Consider the following 22,985-nt stretch of genomic DNA (forward strand, 5'->3'; position numbering starts at 1 on the left):
TGGTTCTCAGCCGCGCAGGAATCGCGCGGTCTTCACCCGCGCCGCCGCGATAATGGTGATGATCATGACCGTCATCATGTGCAGGACGGACCATTTCTCCGTCGGTGTCGGCGGAAGTCGTTCGGGCAGTCCGAGTTCCGGCGCGGCGACCACGGGCGGCGGGGGCGGTGGTTCGGGCGGGGCGGGCGGTTGCCGCGGGGCGATCGGCGCCGCGGCGGGCACCAGGGGCGATGGACCGAGTTCCAGGGGGATGCCGTAGGGCTGTTCGGGAACCGGCAGCAGGAGCAGGCAGGTGAGCAGCGCACTGCCGAGAGCGGCACTGCCGAGAGCGGCACTGCCCACCACCGCACTGCCCGCACCACTGCCGACCGAACCCGGTCCGATGAGCAGTCCGGGCACCAGCAATCCGGAACCGGCCCCGATCAATCCCGAACCGCTGGAACCCAATCCCACCAGGGCACTGCCGGTCGCCGACCCCAACATCAATGCGGCACTGCCGATGACGGCGCTGCCGGTGCAGGCGGTGAGCACACTGCCGGGTTGGAAGCCCAGCAGCTCACCAGCGGTCCCGGCCACCGGCTCGGGCGCGGCGGGTCCGAGACCGAGCTCGGCACTGCCGGTATCGACCAGGCCGAGGTCGGCGATGCCACGAGACGCCGAACCGGTCACGCCACCGCTGGAGCCCAGGCCCAATCCCGATGCTGCGGCAGGGCCGAGCTCCAATGCGCTTCCGGTGGAAGCACTTCCAGCGTCGGGGACACTGCCCGCGCTGCCACTGAGCACATCGAAGGGCGGCCACTCCGGCAGCGCCGGATCGGCGAGCGCCACGGCCGGTCGCCCGGCGAGTAGCGCCACCGCGAACGGCACCACCGTCAGCGCGCCGAGTCTCCGTGCGGTCCGGTGCCTTCCGGACGCCCCACTGCCGTATGCCATCTGCCGATGCCCTCGTCCGTATTCGCTAGCTGTTGGATTCGAAGCGCGCCAGCGCCAGCTCGAAAGCATCCCTGGACACCACATTTCCACCCGAGAACGGCCGATCCAACTGGTAGACCGCGATAATCACGCCACCGATCACCAGCCCGAAGAGCGCGGTCATGATCAGGCTGCGCCGGGTGACCACCACCCCGGACAGCACCGTGCCGCACATCAGCATGGCGGTGGCCAACCACAGAGCTATATAGAGAAATGGGGGCAGGTGATACGCCGCGTCCAAGGCGCGGTCGAATCTGGCCTCCTCCACGGTGCCGAGTGCGGTGAGCGCACTGGCACGCGCGTCGATGACCTTCGGATCGGCCGACTGCACCGCCACCAGCGCGGCACCGAGGTCGTCGAGCTTTTCCTGCGCTTCCTCGCTGAGTCGCTCGTGGTCGTCCATGAACGACCATTCCTTCGAGACCACCTCATCGGTGTAATCGCGGACCAGGTTCTGCACTGTCAGTCGCTCGGCATCCGACAGATCGCCCGCCGCCGAATACACTTCGATGAGTGCCTTCGATTCGTCGACGGTGTGCGCGTGCGCATTGTCGTACTGCTGCCAGGCAATGACAACCACGAAGGCGACCACGGCCGCGAAGAACATATTGACCAGATCGAGGACCAGACCGTGCGCGGCCTCGTCGTCGTCTTGCCGCCACGCGTCAGGACGCAAACGGTCGCCGGCGAGGAATACCACCACCGCGATAATCGCGAACAGGATCGGCACCACGATGGGCACGATCAATTCCTTCGACATGTGCGGTATTCGCGGCAGCGGTCCGTGCGGATCGTAGGAATTTCAATCCGTTATCCGACAGCGGATCCCGAGCATCCCCACATCGGCGGGCGGCCGGTTCGACGGATTACGGTCCTGGATCGTCGGTACCGCGGAAACAAACCGTCATCTGTCGTTTTTCCCAGGTAACGGCCACCGCGCCATTGTGATCGGTGGGGCATTGCGATCCGTCGAGGGTATCGAGCAATACCGCGGTCACCATGACGACGTGTTGTCCGGGCGTCGAACAGTCGACCTTGGTCGGCTCATCCATATCGGCGGTGTCGTAGCACATTTCGGCCCGCCAATCGAAGGCCAGGCACAGATGGTAGAGGTATTTTCCGGACCGGTCCCTACGACTGGTCTCCACCTTGAAGAGCGGTCCCGTGCACGCCTCCGGACCCGTTTGCAGCACCCTGTAGTTCGCCTCGAAGGAGGTACACTCGGCGGGCTCGGGCGATTCCGTCGGATCCGGCGACAGCGCGACACAGTCCCCCGGCACCAGCAGTGTGAGCGGATCCGGTTCGGTCTCGACGGTTGTCGCCGCGGCGCTGGTGCTCGGCGCCACGGCGGGCACCAATCCGGGCGATGCGGGTAACGCGGTACCCGCCACTGCCGCACCGCTCCCCACGACACGACCGACCAGCACGGTCACCGCCGCGATCACCACCAGCAATACGACCGCCAGCGCGATCAATAGTCGCCGTACGTCTTTCGCTTCCATCCGCCCATCCCCCATCCAGCCGCGGCGGCACCCGGACATAGACGACACCAGACCCTTTTCCGGATAAAGTTATCGCACGGCGTTCCGCGAGGCCAAAAGTCCGCCCCTGGCCGAATTTCCCTCTGAATAGTTGCCGATTGGCCGTGTACGCTGGCCCGACAGCGGAGGCTCATCGCACGTCGACCGCCCATGGCAACGTCGTCTTCGCGGCAATACGGCCGATTCGGCCACAGACAGGAGCGTCCTCGATGACGCGTCGCTCTCCCCCCGGATTCACCGCACCGGTCGAGCACCCGGCGACCGAACAATGACAACAATCCGATTGCCCCGCTTGCTATTACGCACGCTCGACGCCTCCAGCGGTGCCATCGACGGCGCGTGGTGGCCGCGCACGGCCTACCCGAGCGGCGAACTGCACGATCTGATCACCGTCCTCAAGCCTCGACTCGGCCGACTCGCACGCGTGGTGTTCGACTGGAAATCCGGCGAATGTATCGACTGCGGAATCATGCACCTATACGGCGTGCACGGCGTCCGGCTGGCCCTGCTCGTCATCCCCGCGGATACCGCGCCCGAGCTCGCGACCCAGCGGATGCGCTGGGCGACCGGGCAGCCGCTACCGGTGGACCAGGTTCCGGAACTGATACCGAGGTGATCATGAGTATTGTTCCGCTACAGCGCTTTCCCACGAAACAGCTAGTCGCCGGTATATAATTTCCGAAACCCGCTCGAGACCCCGGCGGTTCGTCGAATCTACGAACCCGATAGGGGGCATTTGATGCGCACCGAAGCCCACGCCTTCGATGAGTTCGAAGCTGAAGACACATTCCTGCACTGGACCGTGATCGCGGTCGTCGTCGATTCCAATATGGTCGGACTACTACCCGCGGGACTCGCGGTCGCGGCAGACCTGGATATGGCCGCCGAGCAAGTGTGCAACCACCTTCCGGCGCATAGTCAGGCCGTGGGCTTGTGCTATCTGGTCGCCACACCGAGCACGCTCGAACAGGATCCGAGTTCCGGCCATCTGATCACCGTTCCACGATTGACGTGGGTGAATCGGGTATGGCAGGACAGGGGTGGGTGGGTACTGGGCGAATGGGTGCCCGCTCCCAGCGGACTGCGCGGATTCGATCCCGCGCGGTGCCGGTCCGACGACGCGGGCAGCCGCGCACCCGCCACGCAGGCCGCGTCGGCGTCATGCATGGAAGTGGTGTGAGCGTAGGGTCGACGGTGTGCGGCTGACCGAGCACACGGACAGGAGCGCACGATGGCCGACCTTGCGCGACCGCCCGGGGCACTCGAGTGAGCACCCCGAATTCCTCGACCACCCGATTCCTGGCCGCCCTGGGTGAATCCGGCGACGACCCCCGGTTCGCGGTCGATCCGGCCCGTCCGGTGCGCGGCGACCGGCTGTGCGCGGCCTGTGTCCGAACGCTGCCGGTCACCGACGCGGCCCTCACCGTGGCCATGCCGGATGGGCGGTGGGAGGTGCTGGGGGCCGCGGGTGCGACAGCCGCGTGGTTCGCCGACGCACAGGCCGCCTCCGGCGAGGGACCGGGACCCGACGCGCACGGCAGCGGTATGCCGGTGCGGGTGCGGCGCTTCACGGAGGCTCTGACCGCGGGGCGGTGGCCGCTATTGGCACAGTGGAGTCGCGTCGACCGAGTGGATTCGATCAGTTCATTTCCCTTGCGGCTGGGCGCGATTCGCGTCGGATTCCTGGACCTGTTCGGTTCGAGCGAAACCCCGCTGGACGTCACCGGCTATGTCGACGCCATGAATATCGCCGATGTGATCACCACGCTGCTGTCGACCGCGCTCATGCCACCGGGCCGAACGGCAGGGTTGGACGACGACGTGCTGGTCGGCGGTGTGCCGCCTATCGATGGCGTGACAGCCGTCGATGGAGTGGCGGTGGACGGCGTCGCGCTGGGACCGTGGTGGGAGCAGCCGGTGTCGTCGCGAGAGATTCATCAGGCGACCGGAATGATTGCGGTGCAATTGGATTGCACCGCGGCAGTCGCGTATTCGCGGCTGGTGGGGCATGCGTTCGCCTCCGGTCACGCACTTGCCGATATCGCCGCCGAGGTGGTGGCACGACGACTGCGGTTCCCACCCGAGCCGAACGGCGACCGCGAATCGAAGCCCGGGGCGGAGCCCGATCCCGTCGGGGGGACCTGACGGTGGATCGAGTGTTTCGAGTGTTTCGATCCAAGCCATCACCGGTCGCGGAGGTCATAGGATTACCAGGAGAAGGGTGCGTGTTGAAATGACAAGTCGAGAGGGCGCCTTGAGCACCGCGCTGGTGCGTCTGGTCGACACCCTGGTCGCCGACTACGACCCGGTCGAACTGACCCAGGAACTGGTCGATACCAGTGTGGAACTGCTGGGGGCCGACGAGGCGGGCCTACTGCTGGCCGACGGCTACGGGACCCTACAGCTGCTCGCGTCCACCTCCGAAGAGACCCGGCTGCTGGAGTTGCTGCAGCTCCAATCGGAGTCCGGCCCCTGCCTACAGGCGTATCGCACCGGTGAGCAGGTCCTGATCGCCGATCTCGAGGTCGACACCGGACGCTGGCCGGCCTTCGCCGACCGTGCCCATCGCAAGGGCTTCCGGGGTGTCAGCGCGCTTCCGATGCGTTTGCGGTCCGAACGCATCGGCGCGCTCAATCTGTTCAGCACCGGTCCGCGTAGCCTCAGCGCCGCGGATCTGCAGATCGCGCAGGCCCTGGCCGATATCGCCACCAGTGGGATTCTGCACGCCCGGGTGCTGGCTGATTCGCTCACCGTGAACGAACAACTGAGCATGGCGCTCAACAGCCGGGTGATTATCGAGCAGGCCAAAGGCATGCTCGCCGAGTACGCCGGTCTCGATATGGGCGCCGCCTTCGGTCGGCTACGCAGCTACGCTCGGGACAACAATCAGCGCCTCGCCGATATCGCCCAGGCGGTGGTCGACCGCCGGACCGAGATCAACCTGGTGCTGAGCGGCCGAAAACCTGAGGCATGAACCGCGCTTCACGCTGAGCCGCGATTCAGCCGATGCTCACCAGCCCGGTGCGGTCGTCGCGCGGCAGCGCACCGTCGACCAGGGCGGTCACCCGGAGGCCGCGCAGGGTGATATCGCCGCCGTGATTGTCCAGGAAGGCGATATCGGTGGCGTCGCGGCCGGTAGCTATGCGGACCAGGCTGGGACGCGGGGCGAGGCCGGTGGGGTCGAAGACCCGCCACGCACCGTCGATATAAGCCTCTGCCACGGAATGGAAATCCATCGGCACACAGCCCGGCGCGTACACCGCCGCCACCCGCGCGGGCACCCCGACCGCTCGCAGCAGCGCCACCACCAGATGTGAGAAGTCCCGGCATACTCCGGCACCCGACAGCAGCGTCTCCACCGCGCCGTCGCTGGGTCCGCTACTGCCGGTCACATAGCGAATCCGCCGCCCGACCCAGGCCGAAACCCGGTTCGCTGTAGTCGAATCCCCGATCCCCAGACCGAATTCGGCCGCCGCGTACGCGAGCAGCCGGTCGGATTCGGCGTACCGACTCGGCCGCAGGTACAGCGCGAGATCGTAGTCCGATATCGGTTCCGGCTCCGCGGCCCCCGTCACTGTCGCGCGATATCCGGCCCGGAGTTTGCCTGCGGGACAGTTCAATACGTGTATGCGCCCACCGTGCCGGGCGCTGAGCTCCCGCGCCAATATGCCGCGCCCGTCGAGTTCGAACCGCAACGATTCATCGAGGTCGATTCCGGGCTGCCGGGCGGCGGCGATCTGAAATACCAGCGCGGTATCCGCGTGCACCGCGATATCGATACGGGCGGAAACCTCGCGCCTCACACCACTTATCGTGCCCTATCCGCTGTTGCCACCGCTCACCAATGCCGACCTTGGCCGCCACCGATATCGCGTCCCGGTAATTTCGCTGGTGTTCACGTGGAATTGGCGGCGGGGGTGCCGACGGTAATCCGGGGCACGCGACGATCGGCGACGTGCGCATCGTTCAGCTGGCGAACTTCTACGGTCCGCGCTCCGGTGGGCTGCGCACCGCACTGCACCATTTGGGGGATGGCTATGTGGCGGCGGGGCACGAGGTGGTGTTGATCGTGCCGGGGGCGCGCCGGGCCGAGGAGGTACTGCCGTCGGGGGTGGTGCGCATTACCGTGCCCGCTCCAGCGATTCCGTGGACCGGTGGATATCGCGCCGCCGATCCGCGGCGGGTGGCGGATGTGCTGGCGGGGCTTCGACCGGAGGTGCTGGAGGTATCGGATCGGTTGACGCTGCGGGGCTTCGGGCGCTGGGCGCGGCAGCGCGATGTCGCGAGTGTGATGATCTCGCACGAGCGTTTGGATCGGCTGCTGGGTCAGGTGCTGCCGGGTCCGGCGGCGCGGCGGGCCGCCGATATGGCCAATCGCCGGACCGCGCGCGACTACGACATCGTGGTCTGCACAACGGCCTTCGCGCGAGCGGAGTTCCAGCGCATCGACGCCCCCAATGTGGCGTTGGTGCCGCTCGGGGTGGATCTCGACCTGTTCAGTCCGCGTCGCCACGACCATCGATTGCGCACCGACCTGGCCGCCGACCATCTGCCCCTGCTGGTGCACTGCGGGCGGCTGTCGATGGAGAAGCGGGTGGATCGCAGTATCGAGGCGGTCGACGCCCTGCGACGCGCGGGGGTCGACGCCCGGCTGATCGTCGCCGGGGACGGACCGCGCCGCGACACCCTGGAGCGGCGCGCCCGCGGCATTCCGGCTCTGTCGGATGGTCGCTCCGCGGTGCATTTCACCGGATTCATCACCGACAGAACCCAATTGGCGACTCTGCTGGCCACCGCCGACGTCTCGCTCGCCCCTGGGCCGCACGAAACATTCGGGCTCGCGGCCTTGGAGGCGCTCGCCGCGGGCACACCCGTGGTGGCCAGCCGGTCATCGGCGCTCGCCGATATCGTCACCGGGGACTGCGGCGCCGTCGCCGCCGATTCACCCTTCGCCTTCGCGACCGCGGTCACCGACGTCCTGGCCCGCCCACCGGTCCAACGCCGCCGCGCGGCCCGCACCCGCGCCGAGCAATTCACCTGGCCCGCCGCCGTCGCGGGCATGCTGGAACTGCTCAGCGCCTGACCCGCCTACAGCTGATGCCACGCCCAGATAGGTCGCCTTGGTGCCTCCTCCCCCCCCGGCATTCCGGCGCGTCGACCTCCCCGTCATTCCGGGGCCATTACGCCCAGGACCGCTGACCAGGGGCCTAGTAGGTGACCGCGCCCCAGCGAACCCGGCACCGGGTGTTGCTGGCGTGTCGATGGCACCTGACCGTGGTGGTGCGGCAGACAATCGGCGGTAGCCGCCGACCAGAGGAGCCTCCCCCTATGACCGCCCCGCCGCGTACCGGTCACGATTGGCAGCAGGCGGGGCTGGTACTGGCCGCGGTGGCGGCGCTGGTCGGTGTTCCGGCGCTGCTCGCGGGTAAGGCCGGGGTCCGCGAGACGCTTGTCGAACCGGGGACGCGAATCGAATTGGCAGCTCCCGGTGAGGAACCGGATGCGATCACCTTCGGCGCGGTCGGCGGGTGGGAACAGCGGGCGACGGGTGATTCCTCGACCGCGGTATTGCGGAGTCCGGAGAATACGATCCTCATCGTCAGCGTGGTCAATGGTGTCACCGACTTCCCGGAGGCGGCCGACTGGCGGCTGAAAGTCCTCGGGGTGCAAGCCTTCGAGGCGGAATTCGATGGCGGGGTGGTCAATACCCGGCATGGTTTCCAGGGACCGACCTGCCGCGCCGTCGAACGCGCCGGCGTGTGCGCCATTGTCGGTAAGGACAATCTCGTGGTCACCCTCGCGCTCGGCGGTGCGAACGCGCGTCTGGATGATCTCGCCCCGATCCTGGCGGCCCTGGAGGTGCGGTCGTGATCGCGCTCCGACCGGCCTCGGCGCTGTTCTGGGTCTACCTCGCCATGCTGCCGATCGGCGCGTTCGCGCTGCTGCTACAGCTCGCGCCCACTCTCTCGCTGACGCTGCGCGATGTGCTGCTGGGTATGCCGTTCACCCTGGCCACCCTGCTCGTCTTCGGCTGGCTCATCGTGCGCCTGGACCCGCTGCGCGCCCATCGCCGCATTCGGGTCCCGCTGATCATGGGTTTGCTGTGGGGCGGCATGGTCGGCCCCGCCGTCGCGCTCTGGGCCAATGACCACAATATGGAAGCCATTCAGAACCTGGCCGGTGATGCCTTCGCGATCGGGTGGCAGGCCCCGATCTCCGCCGCCATTGTCGAAGAGGGCATCAAGGGCCTGGGCGTCTTCACCGTCGCCTGGCTCGCCCGTCCCCTGCTGAATCGCCCCATCCACGGCTTGCTGCTGGGCGGCTGCACCGGTCTCGGCTTTCAGGTCGTCGAGGACATCACCTACTCGGCCAACGCCGGCCTGAGCTCTGCCCAGGACAGCGCCCGCGACATCCTGACCGTCGGCCTGCTCCGCTTCGTCGTCGGCATCACCTCGCACTGGATGTTCACCGCGCTGGCGGGCATCGGCATTGTCGTCGCCCTGGCCCGGCGAGACTGGTCCCCGCCGCGCCGCTTCCTCTTCTTCGCCGCCTTCTACCTCCTGGGCGCGACGCTGCATTTCGTCTGGGACGCACCGAGTCCGGACGACATCAACGGCACCGTCCTCCTGCTCGGCAAGATGGTCCTCTACATCGCGATCTTCGCCACCGTCTACGGCTGGGTGGTCCGCACCGAACACCGCTGGTTCCGCCGGGCCGCCGAATCCATTGCGGCCCAGGGTATAGCCCCGCCCGAGGAACTCGCCACCCTGCTCACCCACCGCACCCGCCGTCGCGCCCGCACCGCCATCCGCCGCCTGAACGGCCCGCCACGCCGAATCCTGCTGCGGCGACAGCACAAACTCATCGATATGGTGCAGACCCTCGGCTGACCCGGCCCCGCTGCCCGCGTGGCTGATACGAGCGCGGGGCGCTGCCGGTCCAGCGCCGGAACGCTCTGGTGAAGGCACTGGGTTCGGAGAAACCGAGCCGCTGCGATAGTGCGGCAATGGTTTCCGCGCCCCGGCTGAGGCTGTCTATGGCGGCGTCACGAAGAATGCGGTCCCGGATCTCGCGGATGCTGGTGCCCTCCGCGCGGAGTTTGCGGCGCAGCGTTTGCGGGCTCATGGCCAGCCGGGTGGCGAGTTGTTCGGTGGTCGACCATTCGCGGCCGATATCGCGAATGAGCATGCGGCGCACCTGGTCGGTGACGGTGACGCCGCCCTCGTGGCGAATGAGGAGGTCGGCGGGGGCGCGGGCGATGAACTGCCCCAGTTCGGTTTCATCGCGAATCAGCGGTGTGGTCAGGATGGCGTTGTCGAGGACCATGGCGGCTCGGGGCGCGTCGAAGAACACCGGGGCCGCGAAGATCAGGTTGTAGTCGTCGACATCGTCGGGTTTCGGGTAGGGCACCTCGACGCGACGCAGTGCGATGCGACGACCCGTCGCCCATTCCAGCAGTCGATGGCCGGTGGCCAGCATGGCGTCGACCAGCAGGGAGATCGGGCGGTCGACGCGACTCAGATCGACGGCGAGGACGGTTTCCTCGGCCGAGTGTGTCATGTACACCTCGGGGGTCCCGGGGATGGCCCGGTTGAATTCGACGTAGCGTTCCAACGCGCTGCCCACATCATGGGCCGTGGCCAGAACCGCCGAACCCACCAGCCGAGAGGTCCCGCGCGGCACCGCCGTTCGCCCCAGGCCCATGAGCTCGTCATCGGTAATCGCCCATAGCTGCCGGACCAGCGCACTCGCCTGCCGCATGGTGACCCTGGAGCGGCCCTGCGCGAACAGCATCGGGGAGATCCCGGCCGCGCGCATCATGGGTTCGATATCCCAGCCCCGCCGCAGCGCCAGGGCGACGAACGACTGCACCCGCTGAATCGGGATGGTGTAGTCGGAATCGGGCATTCCTCATTGTTTGTGCCGGCGCGGCCGCTGTGCGCGTTTCGGTCAAGTAAGTCGAGTAGTTCCGTCACTGGCAAGGCCGAATCCGCTTCCTAGCGTCGTAGGCACGGCGCACCCGGCCCCGAAGGAGTTGCCCGCCATGGCTTCCACGCACGTCGAGAAAGACATCGAAGCCCCCATCGACAAGGTCTGGGAGGTGGCCGGTGACCTGCGGCGATGGAGCGAGTGGAACACCATGTTCACCGGGTGGAAGGGCGAACCACCGGCCGTTCCCGAACCGGGTGCGAAACTGATCGCCGTATTGACGGTCATGGGTATGGCCAACAGCGTGACGCTCACCATCGAGGAGTTCGAACCGCTGCGTCGAATCGCCCTGTCGGGCATCGGTATGGCGGGGGCCAAGGTCACGCTCACCATGTCCGTCGCCGATCTGGGCGGCACCACCCGCATGTCATCGGATGTCGATTTCGTCAGCCAGATGATGGTCGGCGCGATCGGCGCGGCCGTCGAGAAGGCCGCCCGCCAGGAGCTGGCCGCATCGCTGGACAAGCTCGCCGCGATCGTCGAGTGAGCGGAGCCACCACATGGACTATCAACTCGGACTGGGCATTTCCCAGGACCATCTCGATCTCGCGGATTCGGTGGCCCGGTTCGCCCGACGCCACCTGCCGCCGGAGAGCGCCCGTACCGCGGTGGCGCGCACCGAATCCGGCGCGGGCGAGGGCCTTCCGGATTGCTGGTCCGATCTGGCGGCGCAGGGGCTGCTCGGACTGCACGTCGGCGAGATCCACGGCGGTTCCGGTGCCGGACTGCTGGAATGCGCTGTGGTCCTGGAGGTCATGGGCCGCCACCTCGGTGCGGGCGTCTTCACTCCCACCGTGCTGGCGGCCGCCGTACTGGCCGCCGACGGCGGTAAGGCCGCCGCCGAATACCTGCCCGGATTGGTGGATGGCTCGGAGCCGGGCACGGTGGCACTGACCGAGGCCTTCACGGGCACCATCGATTCCGATGGCGCACTGACGATCTCGGGACGGGTCGCGGCGGTCGGCGGACAGGCGGCCCGGGTGCTCCTGGCCCGGGTCGACACCGACGCGGGACACCTGTGGGCCGCCGTCCCGACCGATCGGCTGCACGTGCGCATCGCGACGAGTATCGATGTCACCCGCTCCACCGCCCTGTGCACCGCCGACACCCTGGTCGTACCGCCCGCGCACGTCCTCGAACATATCGCCGATGACCGCGTGGCGGCTCTCGCGGCGGTCGTACTGGGCGCGGAGGCCGTCGGCGTCGCCTCCTGGTGTGTCGCGACGGCCACCGAATACGCCGGGGTCCGAGTGCAATTCGGCCGTCCCATCGGGCAGTTCCAGGGTGTGAAGCACCGCTGCGCCCAGGCCGTTATCGCGCTCGAACAGGCCCGCGCCGCGGTCTGGGATGCCGCCCGCGCCCTCGACGCCGACGACGACACCGCGAATTACGCCGCCGCCGTGGCCCGTTCGATCGCGCCCGACGCCGCGGTAGCGGCCGCTCGCGACGCCATGCAAGTACTAGGTGGTATCGGCTACACCTGGGAGCACGACGCCCACCTCTACTATCGCCGTGCCGTGACGCTGCGCGGACTACTCGGCCGCAGCCGCGACTGCGCCGCCGAGGTGGCCCGACTCGCTCTCGCGGGCCAGCGCCGCGCCGTCGGCTACGAACTCCCCGCCGACGCCGAAACCTACCGTCGGCAGGTGCGTTCCGCACTCACCGAGATCGCCGCCCTCGACGAGCGCGAACAACTGCGCCGCCTCGGCGACGACGGCTGGGTCATGCCCTTCCTCGCGCCACCGTCGGGCCGCCGGGCCGATCCGGTCGAACAGGTGGTCATCGCCGAGGAGATCGCCCGCGCGCGCATCACCGTGCCGCAGCTCGGCCTGGCCACCTGGCTACTGCCCTCCATTGCCGAACACGGCACCGAACAGCAGCGCATCGACCTGGTGGCCCCCACGCTGCGCGGCGAGATCATCTGGTGCCAGATGTTCAGCGAACCCGGCGCGGGCTCCGATCTCGCGGCCCTGCGCACCGAAGCCGTCAAGGTGGCGGGCGGCTGGCGCGTCAACGGCCAAAAAATCTGGACCTCACTGGGTTTCATCGCCGACTGGGGTGTTCTCCTGGCCCGCACCAACCCGAATGTGCCCAAACACCAGGGCATTACCTACTTCGTGGTGGATATGAGCAGCCCGGGCATCGACGCCAGGGCTCTGCGCGAGGCCAGCGGCGGCGCGATGTTCGCGGAGATCTTCCTCGACGATGTCTTCATTCCCGACTCCGGCGTGATCGGCGCGGTCGACAGCGGGTGGCAGGTAGCCCGCGGCACCCTCTCCCACGAACGCGTCGCCCTGGGAAAAGGTACGCCCCTCAACGCGAATGTCGACGATCTGCTCGGCTTCATCGCCACCCGCGATATCGACGATGTTCCCCTCGACCGGGTAGGCGAGATCGTCGCCGACAATCAGACGCTGCTACTCCTCAACGGCCGTACCGTCCTGAAACAGCTGCACGGCGCGGAGGTGGGCGCGATCGGCAATATCGCCAAGTACCTGAATATGCGTATCGGCCAACAGATCGCCGACCTCTGCCACGCCGAACTGGGTCCCGCGGGCGGCTACGAGGAAGCCACCCCGCAGTCGCACACCTGGATCGAGAAAACCATCTCGGCCCGCCCCAGCACCGTCTATGGCGGCACCACCGAAATCCAGCTCAATGTCATCGCCGAACGGATCCTCGGCCTGCCCCGCGATCCGTAGTCGATCGAACGAACCGTGCTGGCGCCCTGGACTTCACGGCCCACCGGCCTCGATACTCACGGGGATCGAAATATCTGTGCGAATGGGAGTGCTGCCATGACCGACTTCGACATGGTGATTCGGGGCGGTTCGGTATTCGACGGCACCGGCGGACCGCGGATGGTCGCCGATGTGGGCGTACGCGACGGCACGGTGGTCGCGGTCGAAGCCGGGCTGCCGGACGGGCGGCGCACCATCGACGCCACCGGGAAGTGGGTTATCCCCGGCATGATCGATGTGCATACGCACTACGACGCCGAGGTATTGACCAGTCCGGGGCTGGGTGAATCCGCGCGGCACGGCGTGACTTCCGTGGTATTCGGTAACTGCTCGCTGTCGACGGTCTTCGCCGAGGCCGAGGATTGCGCCGATATGTTCGCGCGGGTCGAAGCGCTGCCGTGGGCCGTGGTCAATGAGGCCGTCAAGGAGCACGGGACCTGGTCGGACCCCAAATCCTATGTCGAGGCCATCCGGTCGCGCCCGCTCGGCGTGAATGTCGCGGCGTTCATCGGTCATTCCGATATTCGCGTCGCGGTCATGGGGCTGGGGCGCGCGGTGGACGCGAAGGACTACCCGACCGCGCCCGAGCTCGAACGGATGGCGGCCATGCTGGAGACCGCCCTCGATGCCGGATTCGTGGGTCTGTCCACCATTCGCAGTTCCTTCTCCAAGCTGGAGGGCAAGCGGTACCCGACCCGGCAGCTGCCCTCCACCTACGCCTCATGGAAGGAGTACCGGCGACTGAATTCGGTACTGCGCCAACGGGGCCGGGTGCATCAGAGCACACCCAACCTCACCTCGCGGGTGGAGATGATGCGGTACTTCGGGCAGAGCGTCGGGCGTATGTTCGGCCGACGACCCTTGAAGACCTCGCTGCTCTCGGCGGCCGATATCAAGGCCGATCGCACCGTGGCGCGGGCGGCGGTGGGCGCGGCGTGGGTCGCCAACCGTCTGGGTGGCGCGAATCTGCGGTGGCAGCATCTGCCGGTGCCGTTCGAGCTCTATGCCGATGGCGTCGATCTGGTGATCTTCGAGGAACTCGGTTCGGGCTCGGCCGCATTGAATATTCGCGAGGTACTCGCCCGCAATGAACTGCTGCGCGACGAGGAGTACCGCCGCCAATTCCGCAAGGACCTCACCAAACGCTACGGCCCGCGGGTATGGCATCGCGATCTCGGCGATGCGGAGATCATGGCCTGTCCGGATCCGGGGGTCATCGGCAAGTCCTTCGCCGAGGTGGCCACCGCACGCGGTATCACCCCCGGTGACGCGCTCCTGGACCTGACCGTCGAACACGGCGACAAGCTGCGCTGGCGCACCACCATCGCCAATGACCGCGATGATGTCCTCGATTGGCTCCAGACCTCGCCGATGGTGCAGATCGGTTTCGCCGATTCCGGTGCGCACCTGCGCAATATGGCCTTCTACAATGCCAACCTGCGCATGCTGGAGCGCGTCCACCAGCGTGGTTTCATGCCGCTCGAACGGGCGGTGCACCGGGTCACCGCCGAACTCGCCGACTGGTACGGACTCGATGCCGGGCGCCTCACGGTCGGCTCCCGGGCCGATATCGCCGTCATCGATCCCGACGGATTCGACGGCGGCAGTGCGGCGTACGCGGAGGCGGAGCTGCCCGGCACCGGTGTATCGCGCATGGTCAACCGCAATGACGCCGCCGTCGCCGCCACTCTCGTCGGCGGTCACGTGGTGTACGAATACGGCGAATTCGCCGCGGGATTCGGCACCACCCTGCATGCGGGGACCTTCCTGACGGCCTGACCTTTTGTGCCGCGTTCTGTCGCACCCCTTTCGGACCCGCCAGAAAAGTCGGTATTGTCGCTATCGGCGGGTAAACTGTTGGGGAGTAGGCGGTTTCGATGGATGCACCCGAGTTCTTCATGCCCTACGAGCCAATGGGCAGCAACCCTGCCGAGGCCGAGGCCGAACAGGCCATGTGGACCTGGCTCGAACACTACGATCTGGTCCCGTCGGAGTTGACTCGACGGCGAATGGAACGGACCCGACCAGCGCGAATGTATGCGCTGTGGTGCCCGTGGGCCGATGCGGAGGAGCTGGCCCTGCTCAGCGAATACACCGCCTGGGCCTTCATTGTGGACGACCAGTTCGATATCGAAATCCCGGATCCGCAACGATGTTTGCACACCATCGCGGCCCTGAACGCGGTCTACGACGGCGGGCGGCCGTCGGGCGTGCTGGCGGTCGCCTTCGCGGATCTGTGGCGGCGGCTGTGCGAGGGCCGGTCGGCGGATTGGCGCGAAGCGGTGCGCGCCGAGATCCGCGGCTGGCTGTGGACCTACTACACCGAAACCATCGGGCGACTGACCGATCACCTACCCGATATGGATACCTATCGGGCCCACCGCCGAGATTCGGTGGCACTGTTCGTCTTTCTCGATATCAGCGAGCGCGCCGAGGGTGTGGACCTCTCCCCCGCCGCCCGGCAGCTGCCCGCCATGCGCCTGCTGCGCGAGGCCGCCGTCGAACATATGGGTCTGCTCAATGACATTCTGTCCGTCGACTCCGATGAGGCCTCGAGCTACCTCTACAACTCGGTACTGCTCGCCGAACACCACTACGGGCATTCGCGTTCCGAGGCCCGCGATCTGGTGAATTCCATGCTCACCGGGTTGATTCACCGCATGAACACCGCCATCGACCGGTTACCGGCGGAACTCGACGTCGCCCAGATCACCGGACGTGACCGGGCCGACACACTGGCCACCGCGCGCAGTTACACCGTGTACGTGCGCGCCAATCTCGACTATCACTATCAGGCGGCGCGGTACACCAGCGCGCCTCGCGAAGCGCTCGAACACGGGTTACCGCTCACTTGACCAGATATCGAACCGATTACCGACCATCACGGCCGTTGCCGAACTGAAATCCCGCCTCGTACCCGCGATTCGGGCTAGTGATGGGACGATTAGCATCTTCTACGCATGGCCTCCCAGCTGCCGCCGGTTGCGCCAGGGGAGGCCGTGTCCGAGCGAGTGGGACCAATCATGCGCGCCTCGAATCCGATCAAACATTTTGTGGGACAACACCTCCAGAACACGCGTCGACCGCTGCCGGCCCGGGCTCTGGTCACCGAGCTGGAGCGCCCACACACCGGCGATGCCGGGCACCGGGGACAGACCGGCTTCGATCCGGCCACCGGTGAGCGCACGGCGCGCAGACAGCTCGCCGACGCCCGGTACGCCATCGAACCGGTCTTGCGCGCGGCCATCGCGTCGCTGGCGGAACCCTTGGATCGGATGGCGGGCTACCACTTCGGTTGGTGCGATACCACCGGAGCGGATGCTCCGGGCGTACAGGGGAAGGCACTGAGACCGGCGCTGACCCTGGCCGCCGCGGCGGCCTGTGGCGGCGAGGTCGCGGACGCCGTGCACGCCGCCGCGGCCGTGGAGCTGCTACACAATTTCTCCCTCGTACACGACGATGTGATGGATTCCGACGACACCCGGCACGGCCGCCCGACCGTCTGGCGGGTCTGGGGTGAAACCAATGCCACCCTCCTCGGAGACGCGCTGCAGGCTCTGGCGCTCGGTGTGCTGTCGGACGGTGTACCCGAACCGGTCACGGCCGAGGCGGTGATTCGGCTGGCGCGCACCACGGTGGCCCTGTGTCAGGGTCAGTACGAGGACTGTGCGTTCGAAACCCGCCGATCGGTGAGTGTGGACGAATACTTGGCGATGGCTGCGGGTAAGACCGGTGCGCTACTCGGATGTTCCTGTGCCCTGGGGGCTCTGTGCGCCGGAGCCGACCATCGTGTGGTCTCGGGCATGCACACCTTCGGCCGCGAACTGGGCGTGGTCTTCCAGCTCGTCGACGACGCCATGGATATCTGGGGCGACCCCGCTATTACCGGTAAGCCCGCACACAGCGATCTGTTGCACCGCAAGCAGTCCTATCCGGTGGTCTGCGCGCTGGCCTCGGATACCTCCGCCGGACGGGAACTGGCGCGGATGTATCAAGCGCGCCACCCGATGACGGCGTCGCGCGCGGCACGGGCGGCGGAGTTGGTCGAGGCGGCGGGTGGACGGCAACGCACCATCGCGCGAGCGGCCACGGCCCTGCGTTCTGCGGTCGACGCGCTACCGCCCGACGCGGCATCAGGTGACCTGCTGGCGCTGGCTCAGCTGGTGGCGCACCGGAATCGATAGCGACACATCAGATCATCGACCGATCCGGCAGTACCGGAACCGACGCCGGATCGGACAGTACGGTGCGACGGGCGGATTCGATCGCGCCGAGCAGTATGGCGTCCTCCCCCAGTCGCGCCGCGACAATATTCAGTTCCATCGCCGGGGCCAATGACCGCCGACCGGCCAGTTGCCCTTCGATGGTCGGCGCGAGCCAGGGAAACCATTGCGCCAGTGTGCCGCCCAGCACGATCTCATCGACATCGAGCAGGGCGGTAATGGACAGTACGGCGACGCCGAGCGCCCGTGCGGCGAGATCGACAGCCGCACGGGCACGTTCATCGTCCTCGCCCAAGGCGGCAACGAGCCGATCCGACGCGGCGGCGAGCCCGGCACCGCGCAGCACCTCGCCGAGTCCGGCGGCGGTGAGCACCGCCTCGGGTCCGGCGTAGCAGACCAGGCAACCATGTGCGCCACATACGCAGAGTGGCCCGTCGACCGCGACCGGCATATGACCCGGCTCCCCGGCAATCCCCTGGCTGCCGACATGAATTCGCCCATCCAGGACCACCCCGCCACCGATCCCGGTCCCCGCCTCGATCAACACCAGCCCGCGCCGCCGCCGGGGTCGGGCGTGAAATTCCGCCAGCGCGGCGGCGTTGCCGTCATTGATCACATCGACGGGGCATGGGATGCCGGAGAGCCGATCAGCGACCAGCTCCCCGAGCCGCACCGGGTGCAGCCAGCCGAAATCCGGTGCTACAACGACAGTTTGGGCGGGATCGTCGCGCACCGGACCGGCCATGGCGATAACCACGCGCACCAGCACCGGATCGGCGATCGCTCCGATCGAGCAGTCCGCGGGTGGCAACGACGCGCCCGACGCGCGGTCCATGCGCAACCCAGCCCCCTCGGGACTGTTGCCGATATTCGGTTCGCGGCCGTGTCTGACCACCCTCGTCATTCCGGCGTGTTTGTGGCCGGAATCCACAGCCCGCGACCGTGACTCCCGGTCGACAGCATGCGGGGATGTCGGGGGCAGCGCCGACACCACGCTGTCGATCTCGGTAGCCGGGCCGTCTACGCGAGACTCGGCAGCGCCCACAGCGCCGTCGGAAGGTAGCGGCGACGCGGTAATCGCACCGGCCGCGCGGCGCACAGCCGCGGCGACCGCGTCGGCCATCCGCTCCGGCGTCCCAGGGGCGCAGCGATGCGAGGTCGCGTTCCGCCACACAATGACACCGGAGAGGTCGGCGACCACCACCCGCAGCTCCTCCGCACTGATCTGCACGGCGACCGCCAGCGCGCGTTCCGGTACCAATCGAAGGGGTCGTCCCGGCCGCCCGCGACCGCCACCGCGCAGTGCGTCGTCCTCGCGCACCAGTCCGCGCTCCTGGAGATCGCCGACCAGTGTGGTCACCGATCCGTGTGCCAGCCCGGTGGCCGTGGCGACCTCCGAGCGTGCGCACGGTCCGTGGTCGGCGATATGGCCCAAGACAAGGCCGAGGTTGCGTCGGCGCACGGCTGCGGAGTCGCTGGGGCTGCCCTGGGATGCGTGGTCCACATATCAGAGACTAGGCTGGCAACGATTTATTTCAACCATTGACGTATTTAGAGGTCGCCCATGCCCGCAGCACCGCTCAGCCGCCGGACCCTCCTGATCGGAGCGGGTGCGCTGGCCCTCGCCACCGCGTGCGCGCCCGCACGAACCGCCTCCCAGGCGGCCGATACGGTCACCACCACCTACGGTCCGGTTCGAGGTGTGCGACGCACCACCGGCACCGCCTTCCTCGATATCCCCTACGCCCAGCCGCCCGTCGGTGAACTGCGCTTCGCCGCACCCGCACCGCCCACACCATGGCGGGAAACGCGCGACTGCACCGCCTACGGCCCCACCGCACAGCGCAAACAGCTCGGCGAGGTGACGGCGATCCCCGAACCCAGCATTCCGGGCGACGGCATCCTGAATCTGAATGTCTTCACCCCCGACCCGACCGCGAAACTGCCGGTGCTGGTGTGGATTCACGGTGGCGGCTTCGTCGCGGGCAGTGCGGCCAGCCCCTGGTACGACGGCGCGTCCTTCAATCGCGACGGGGTGGTCGTGGTGTCGGTCGGCTACCGGCTCGGCGTCCAGGGCTTCCTGCACGTGGAAGGTGCGCCCGATAATCGCGCGGTACTGGATTGGATCGCCGCACTGCGGTGGGTACGCGACAATATCGACCGATTCGGCGGCGATCCGGACCGGGTCACCGTCGCGGGCCAGTCGGCGGGCGGCGGCGCGGTATGGGCACTCATGGCCGCTCCGTCGGCGAAAGGTTTGTTCCGCGCGGGCATTTCGGCTTCCGGCGCGGTATCGCAGCCCAATGAGCGCGCGGAAGGGATCGCCGTATCCCAGTTGTTCACCGAACGCACCGGAACGCCCGCGACCGTAGCCGCGCTGCGCGACCTCAGCGACGACCGAATCCTCGCCCTGCAAGACCAGCTGGGAGCTCCGGGCACCAGCACCGAATCCACCCCCGTGCTGGCGCTGGCCCCCTTCGCCGACGGCACCCTCATTCCGCAGTCCAGCACGGAGCTGCTGAAATCCGGTGCGGCCATGGATATTCCACTCATGCTCGGCTTCACCCGCGATGAATTCAATGCCATGACCCGCGATCAGCCCGCCACCGATGCCACCCTGACACCCGCCTTCGCCGCCATGGGCCTCGCCCCCGCCGATGTGGACGCCTTCCGCACCGCCTACCCCGGCGACACCCCGGCCCAGCTCATCGGCCAGGCCCAGTCGGATCTACTGCTGCGCGGCCCCTCCTACCGGGTCGCCGAAGCCCGCGCATCCCGTGGCATCCCCACCTGGTTCTACGAATTCTCCTGGGCATCGACGGCTCCCGAATTCACCGGCCTCTCCTCCCACTGCCTCGATATCCCCTTCGCCTTCGACCTGCTGCAGGCCCAGGGCGTCACCACCGTCGCGGGCGAGAACCCACCCCAATCCCTCGCCGACGCCCTCCACCGGACCTGGGTCGCCTTCATCACCGACCTGGACCCGGGCCCCACCTGGCCGCGCTACACCCTCGACCGGCGCGACACCATGATGTGGTCCGATTCCCCACACGTACAAGCGGATCCGTTCGCGGCCCAGCGCGCGATCTGGCTGCACTGACCTCGCACACTCGGCGCGGGTACTGAGCCCTCACGAGTGATCGGTCCACCCTCTCGTCATTCCGGCATGCTTTGGCTGGGATGACGGGCGTCGTCAGGCGACGTCATTCGGAGATACCGGTAATCGCCGATGCGGTGGCCGCGGCGGCACCCGGAATCGCTGACTGAGCCGCCGTCGCCCGGCGGGCCCAGTCAGCGAGTAATTGATTCGCGCTACGGGAGTGAGTTGACGTTGAACAGCGCCCACATGCGGTCGCGGATATCGGTGCCGCGGGAGTGGACGGGCCAGTCGTGCGATCGAAGGCATGAGTAGCATCGACGCGTGAACATCTACTGGCACGCTGTCACACCGCCGCCCGTCGCCTGACCGGGCGCACCTGACGGCTTTCCCCTTCTCGCCGACTCTCGGCGATATTGTCGTGCGCCCGTTGTGAATCCACTCCCCCATCGGAATCCGACGGAAGTTCACGACTGTGCCGAATCCTGTTCTTCGCGCGGCCTCGCGCCGTGCTGTGCTCGAACCGAAACAACGACAGCTGGGCGGCAAGGCCGCCATCCTCATCGCCTCGGTGCTATGGGGAACCACGGGAACCGTTGCTTCCCAAGCACCCTCGGGTGTCCACGCCGCCGCCACCGGCTCGGCGGGTCTGGCCCTCGGTGGTCTGCTGCTATTGGTCACCTCGCGTGGCATTCCCGCCCGCACCCGAAGCGAATGGTGGTTACTCGCCGCGGGTGCGGTGGCCGTGGCCGGGTATCCGATCACCTTCTATCCGGCGATCGCGCGGACCGGCGTCGCCGTGGCGACGGTGATCACTCTGGGCAGCGCGCCGGTATTCGCCGGTCTCGCGGCCTGGGCCATCGGGGTCGCACGGCCGAACACGCGGTGGACGGTCGCGACAATCGCCGCGGTGACGGGTTGCGCTGTCCTGGTACTGGGTTCGGAATCGACCGGGGTCGACCCGCTCGGTGTCGCGCTCGCCGCCTGCGGCGGACTGTCCTATGCGGTGTACTCGCTCATCGGCGGGCGGCTCATCACCCGCGGGCGGCCCTCCGGGGCGGTCATGGGGGCGATGTTCGGTGGTGCGGCCCTGCTGGTGCTGCCGGTCGTGCTCGCCGCGAGTCCATCCTGGTTGCTCACCCCGCGCGGCGCTACAGTGGCGTTGTACCTGGCGCTGTGCACCACCTTCACCGCCTACCGCCTGTTCGGTTACGGCTTGCGGCACACCGCCGTTCAGGTCGCCACCACCCTCACCCTGACCGAACCGGCGGTCGCCGCGCTGCTGGGCGTACTGATCCTCGACGAGCGGCTGTCGGCCGCGTCCTGGTGCGGGCTGGCGGTACTCGCCACGGGTCTGGCGGTACTGACTACGCCGACACTGTCGGGTGGCCGCGGTGCACCCGCCCGAAGCGTCCGGGTGATTCGCCCTTCCATGATCGAAAAGCGGTCGTAAAGGCGGAGACGCTGGAGTAGCCGAGGCGGTCGGCGACATTCTCGACGGTCAGTCCGGCGACGAGCAGCTCCTCGGCGAGCAGTCCGACCGTCTCGCTACTGAGTTCGCGAAAGGTGGTGCCCTCGTCCGCGAGCCGCCGCCGCAGGGTACGCACGCTGATATCGAGATCGGCCGCGATCCTGGTCTGGTCGGCCAAACCGCCACGGTGAATCAGGAGCTGCCGCACTCGTCCGCTGAGACCGGCGCGGTTCCTACGGCGCTGGATCAGATCGGCGCACTGCTGTTCGTAATAGCGGGTGGTCGCCGGATCCGCCTGGGGCAGTGGCAATTCCAGCGCGGCGGCGGGCAGGTGGATGACGGCGCGCGGGGCCCCGAATTCAATTGTCTCCGCACCGAGCAGGGTGGCGACCGTTTCATAGATGGGATGGGAATCGAACGGCAATTCCACATGTACGGCGGGCAGGCGGGCGGGCACCAAGTCCTGCTGGATGGTGCCGATGGCGGCGAGGTCGCGTTCGGCGGCGAACTGCCTCAGGTCGGGCGGCAGCACCCGATCCTCGCGGATAATCAGGACCTCCTGACCGCGCTGGCGCAGTGCCAGATCGGCCATGGTGAAGGAGAGATCGATATAGCGCAGACCGATTTCCAGCACACTGCGCAGATTCGGCGAACTCATCATGGCGAAGCCGAGCACCCCCATCCGGGGCGGATGGCAGAGCAGTCCCGCGAGCAGACCGAGTCCGGGTTCGTCACCGATCCGCGCGACGATATTGCGCATGACGGCGAGTTCCTGTCCGAGCGTAGCCTCCGCGCCCTGATTGCGTAGATCCGCCGCCTCGATCCCCGTACCGTCCAGCACGGACGACACAGTGAGCCCCCGCCCCGCCGCGAAATCGATCAGCAGGGCGGTACTGGAGATCGACCGCAGCCGCATCAGCTCATCCGACACCCTTGAATCGTCGCAAACTG

At 67.6% G+C, this 22,985-nt stretch carries 21 protein-coding genes; 14 read left to right on the forward strand and 7 right to left on the reverse strand.

All coding sequences use genetic code 11. The features are described 5' to 3' along the window. Window positions 1-6 precede the first annotated feature (6 nt). The 3 genes from NU1_RS07725 to NU1_RS07735 all read right to left on the reverse strand — a co-directional run bounded on the left by NU1_RS07725 (window position 7) and on the right by NU1_RS07735 (window position 2,474). On the reverse strand, window positions 7-933 hold the full coding sequence (locus tag NU1_RS07725; RefSeq protein WP_157552035.1) for a hypothetical protein: 927 nt from the start codon (window positions 931-933) through the stop codon (window positions 7-9). A gap of 25 nt (window positions 934-958) precedes the next feature. Further along, window positions 959-1,732, reverse strand: a complete 774-nt coding sequence (locus tag NU1_RS07730; protein WP_212761727.1) for a bestrophin-like domain — start codon at window positions 1,730-1,732, stop codon at window positions 959-961. Window positions 1,733-1,838: 106 nt separating this feature from the next. Beyond that, entirely contained in the window at window positions 1,839-2,474 is a 636-nt protein-coding gene (locus NU1_RS07735) for an LppU/SCO3897 family protein (RefSeq protein ID WP_067518854.1), read from the reverse strand. 331 nt (window positions 2,475-2,805) lie between these two features. Here NU1_RS07735 and NU1_RS07740 point away from each other — a divergent pair, with 331 nt between their 5' ends. From NU1_RS07740 to NU1_RS07755, 4 genes are all read left to right on the forward strand, one after another. Continuing rightward, a complete protein-coding gene (locus NU1_RS07740; RefSeq protein ID WP_067518857.1) occupies window positions 2,806-3,129 on the forward strand; it encodes a DUF5994 family protein in 324 nt (107 codons plus the stop codon). A 123-nt stretch (window positions 3,130-3,252) separates the two neighbouring features. Continuing rightward, window positions 3,253-3,693 carry a hypothetical protein gene (locus NU1_RS07745; protein WP_067518859.1) on the forward strand — a complete coding sequence of 147 codons (441 nt, stop codon included), beginning with the start codon at window positions 3,253-3,255 and terminating at the stop codon, window positions 3,691-3,693. 86 nt (window positions 3,694-3,779) lie between these two features. Beyond that, entirely contained in the window at window positions 3,780-4,658 is an 879-nt protein-coding gene (locus NU1_RS07750; RefSeq protein WP_067518860.1) for an ANTAR domain-containing protein, read from the forward strand. Between the two features lie 88 nt (window positions 4,659-4,746). Further along, window positions 4,747-5,487 (forward strand): GAF and ANTAR domain-containing protein, encoded by a 741-nt coding sequence (locus tag NU1_RS07755; RefSeq protein WP_067518862.1) that lies wholly within the window; start codon window positions 4,747-4,749, stop codon window positions 5,485-5,487. A 25-nt stretch (window positions 5,488-5,512) separates the two neighbouring features. Here NU1_RS07755 and NU1_RS07760 read toward each other — a convergent pair whose 3' ends face one another. Further along, window positions 5,513-6,316 carry a transglutaminase-like domain-containing protein gene (locus tag NU1_RS07760; RefSeq protein ID WP_067518863.1) on the reverse strand — a complete coding sequence of 268 codons (804 nt, stop codon included), beginning with the start codon at window positions 6,314-6,316 and terminating at the stop codon, window positions 5,513-5,515. Between the two features lie 152 nt (window positions 6,317-6,468). On the opposite strand from NU1_RS07760, the gene NU1_RS07765 reads away from it, so the two are divergent. The 3 genes from NU1_RS07765 (at window position 6,469) to NU1_RS07775 (ending at window position 9,403) form a co-directional block, all read left to right on the forward strand. After that, a complete protein-coding gene (locus NU1_RS07765; RefSeq protein ID WP_067518865.1) occupies window positions 6,469-7,596 on the forward strand; it encodes a glycosyltransferase in 1,128 nt (375 codons plus the stop codon). A 245-nt stretch (window positions 7,597-7,841) separates the two neighbouring features. Next, complete coding sequence (locus NU1_RS07770) at window positions 7,842-8,384, forward strand: hypothetical protein (protein ID WP_067518867.1); 543 nt, start codon at window positions 7,842-7,844, stop codon at window positions 8,382-8,384. Beyond that, window positions 8,381-9,403 carry a PrsW family intramembrane metalloprotease gene (locus tag NU1_RS07775; RefSeq protein ID WP_067518869.1) on the forward strand — a complete coding sequence of 341 codons (1,023 nt, stop codon included), beginning with the start codon at window positions 8,381-8,383 and terminating at the stop codon, window positions 9,401-9,403. The genes NU1_RS07770 and NU1_RS07775 overlap by 4 nt, the downstream gene beginning before the upstream one ends. On the opposite strand, the gene NU1_RS07780 is transcribed toward NU1_RS07775, so the two are convergent. Then, a complete protein-coding gene (locus NU1_RS07780; RefSeq protein ID WP_067518871.1) occupies window positions 9,375-10,421 on the reverse strand; it encodes an AraC family transcriptional regulator in 1,047 nt (348 codons plus the stop codon). The two genes, NU1_RS07775 and NU1_RS07780, sit on opposite strands and share 29 nt — an antisense overlap. A 136-nt stretch (window positions 10,422-10,557) precedes the next feature. Here NU1_RS07780 and NU1_RS07785 point away from each other — a divergent pair, with 136 nt between their 5' ends. From NU1_RS07785 to NU1_RS07805, 5 genes are all read left to right on the forward strand, one after another. Further along, complete coding sequence (locus NU1_RS07785; protein WP_067518873.1) at window positions 10,558-10,989, forward strand: type II toxin-antitoxin system Rv0910 family toxin; 432 nt, start codon at window positions 10,558-10,560, stop codon at window positions 10,987-10,989. 13 nt (window positions 10,990-11,002) lie between these two features. Next, window positions 11,003-13,204: an acyl-CoA dehydrogenase family protein gene (locus tag NU1_RS07790; RefSeq protein WP_067518875.1), complete on the forward strand. Its 2,202-nt coding sequence runs from the start codon at window positions 11,003-11,005 to the stop codon at window positions 13,202-13,204. 96 nt (window positions 13,205-13,300) lie between these two features. Continuing rightward, entirely contained in the window at window positions 13,301-15,022 is a 1,722-nt protein-coding gene (locus tag NU1_RS07795) for an N-acyl-D-amino-acid deacylase family protein (protein WP_067518877.1), read from the forward strand. A gap of 98 nt (window positions 15,023-15,120) precedes the next feature. Further along, a complete protein-coding gene (locus tag NU1_RS07800; RefSeq protein WP_067518878.1) occupies window positions 15,121-16,098 on the forward strand; it encodes a terpene synthase family protein in 978 nt (325 codons plus the stop codon). A 168-nt stretch (window positions 16,099-16,266) separates the two neighbouring features. Then, window positions 16,267-17,427 (forward strand): polyprenyl synthetase family protein, encoded by a 1,161-nt coding sequence (locus NU1_RS07805; protein WP_084521075.1) that lies wholly within the window; start codon window positions 16,267-16,269, stop codon window positions 17,425-17,427. 7 nt (window positions 17,428-17,434) lie between these two features. On the opposite strand, the gene NU1_RS07810 is transcribed toward NU1_RS07805, so the two are convergent. Continuing rightward, window positions 17,435-18,970 (reverse strand): ROK family transcriptional regulator, encoded by a 1,536-nt coding sequence (locus tag NU1_RS07810; RefSeq protein WP_067518880.1) that lies wholly within the window; start codon window positions 18,968-18,970, stop codon window positions 17,435-17,437. A gap of 60 nt (window positions 18,971-19,030) precedes the next feature. Between NU1_RS07810 and NU1_RS07815 the strand changes: the two genes are divergently transcribed. Next, window positions 19,031-20,566, forward strand: coding sequence for a carboxylesterase/lipase family protein (locus NU1_RS07815; RefSeq protein ID WP_084521076.1), 1,536 nt, complete (start codon window positions 19,031-19,033; stop codon window positions 20,564-20,566). A gap of 472 nt (window positions 20,567-21,038) precedes the next feature. Beyond that, complete coding sequence (locus NU1_RS07820; protein ID WP_084521077.1) at window positions 21,039-22,016, forward strand: DMT family transporter; 978 nt, start codon at window positions 21,039-21,041, stop codon at window positions 22,014-22,016. Here the strand turns inward: NU1_RS07820 and NU1_RS07825 are convergent. Beyond that, window positions 21,931-22,965: an AraC family transcriptional regulator gene (locus tag NU1_RS07825; RefSeq protein WP_084521078.1), complete on the reverse strand. Its 1,035-nt coding sequence runs from the start codon at window positions 22,963-22,965 to the stop codon at window positions 21,931-21,933. The genes NU1_RS07820 and NU1_RS07825 overlap by 86 nt on opposite strands. Between the last annotated feature and the right edge of the window lie 20 nt (window positions 22,966-22,985).

It is taken from the genome of Nocardia uniformis NBRC 13702, from assembly GCF_001613345.1.
Taxonomy (GTDB): domain Bacteria; phylum Actinomycetota; class Actinomycetes; order Mycobacteriales; family Mycobacteriaceae; genus Nocardia; species Nocardia uniformis.

Coding starts and splice junctions, on each gene's coding strand:
- NU1_RS07770 (WP_067518867.1), top strand. CDS start 7,842: ATGACCGCCCCGCCGCGTACCGGTCACGATTGGCAGCAGGCGGGGCTG.
- NU1_RS07785 (WP_067518873.1), top strand. CDS start 10,558: ATGGCTTCCACGCACGTCGAGAAAGACATCGAAGCCCCCATCGACAAG.
- NU1_RS07725 (WP_157552035.1), bottom strand. CDS start 933: ATGGCATACGGCAGTGGGGCGTCCGGAAGGCACCGGACCGCACGGAGA.
- NU1_RS07780 (WP_067518871.1), bottom strand. CDS start 10,421: ATGCCCGATTCCGACTACACCATCCCGATTCAGCGGGTGCAGTCGTTC.
- NU1_RS07745 (WP_067518859.1), top strand. CDS start 3,253: ATGCGCACCGAAGCCCACGCCTTCGATGAGTTCGAAGCTGAAGACACA.
- NU1_RS07755 (WP_067518862.1), top strand. CDS start 4,747: ATGACAAGTCGAGAGGGCGCCTTGAGCACCGCGCTGGTGCGTCTGGTC.
- NU1_RS07800 (WP_067518878.1), top strand. CDS start 15,121: ATGGATGCACCCGAGTTCTTCATGCCCTACGAGCCAATGGGCAGCAAC.
- NU1_RS07790 (WP_067518875.1), top strand. CDS start 11,003: ATGGACTATCAACTCGGACTGGGCATTTCCCAGGACCATCTCGATCTC.
- NU1_RS07815 (WP_084521076.1), top strand. CDS start 19,031: ATGCCCGCAGCACCGCTCAGCCGCCGGACCCTCCTGATCGGAGCGGGT.
- NU1_RS07805 (WP_084521075.1), top strand. CDS start 16,267: ATGCGCGCCTCGAATCCGATCAAACATTTTGTGGGACAACACCTCCAG.
- NU1_RS07735 (WP_067518854.1), bottom strand. CDS start 2,474: ATGGAAGCGAAAGACGTACGGCGACTATTGATCGCGCTGGCGGTCGTA.
- NU1_RS07795 (WP_067518877.1), top strand. CDS start 13,301: ATGACCGACTTCGACATGGTGATTCGGGGCGGTTCGGTATTCGACGGC.
- NU1_RS07730 (WP_212761727.1), bottom strand. CDS start 1,732: ATGTCGAAGGAATTGATCGTGCCCATCGTGGTGCCGATCCTGTTCGCG.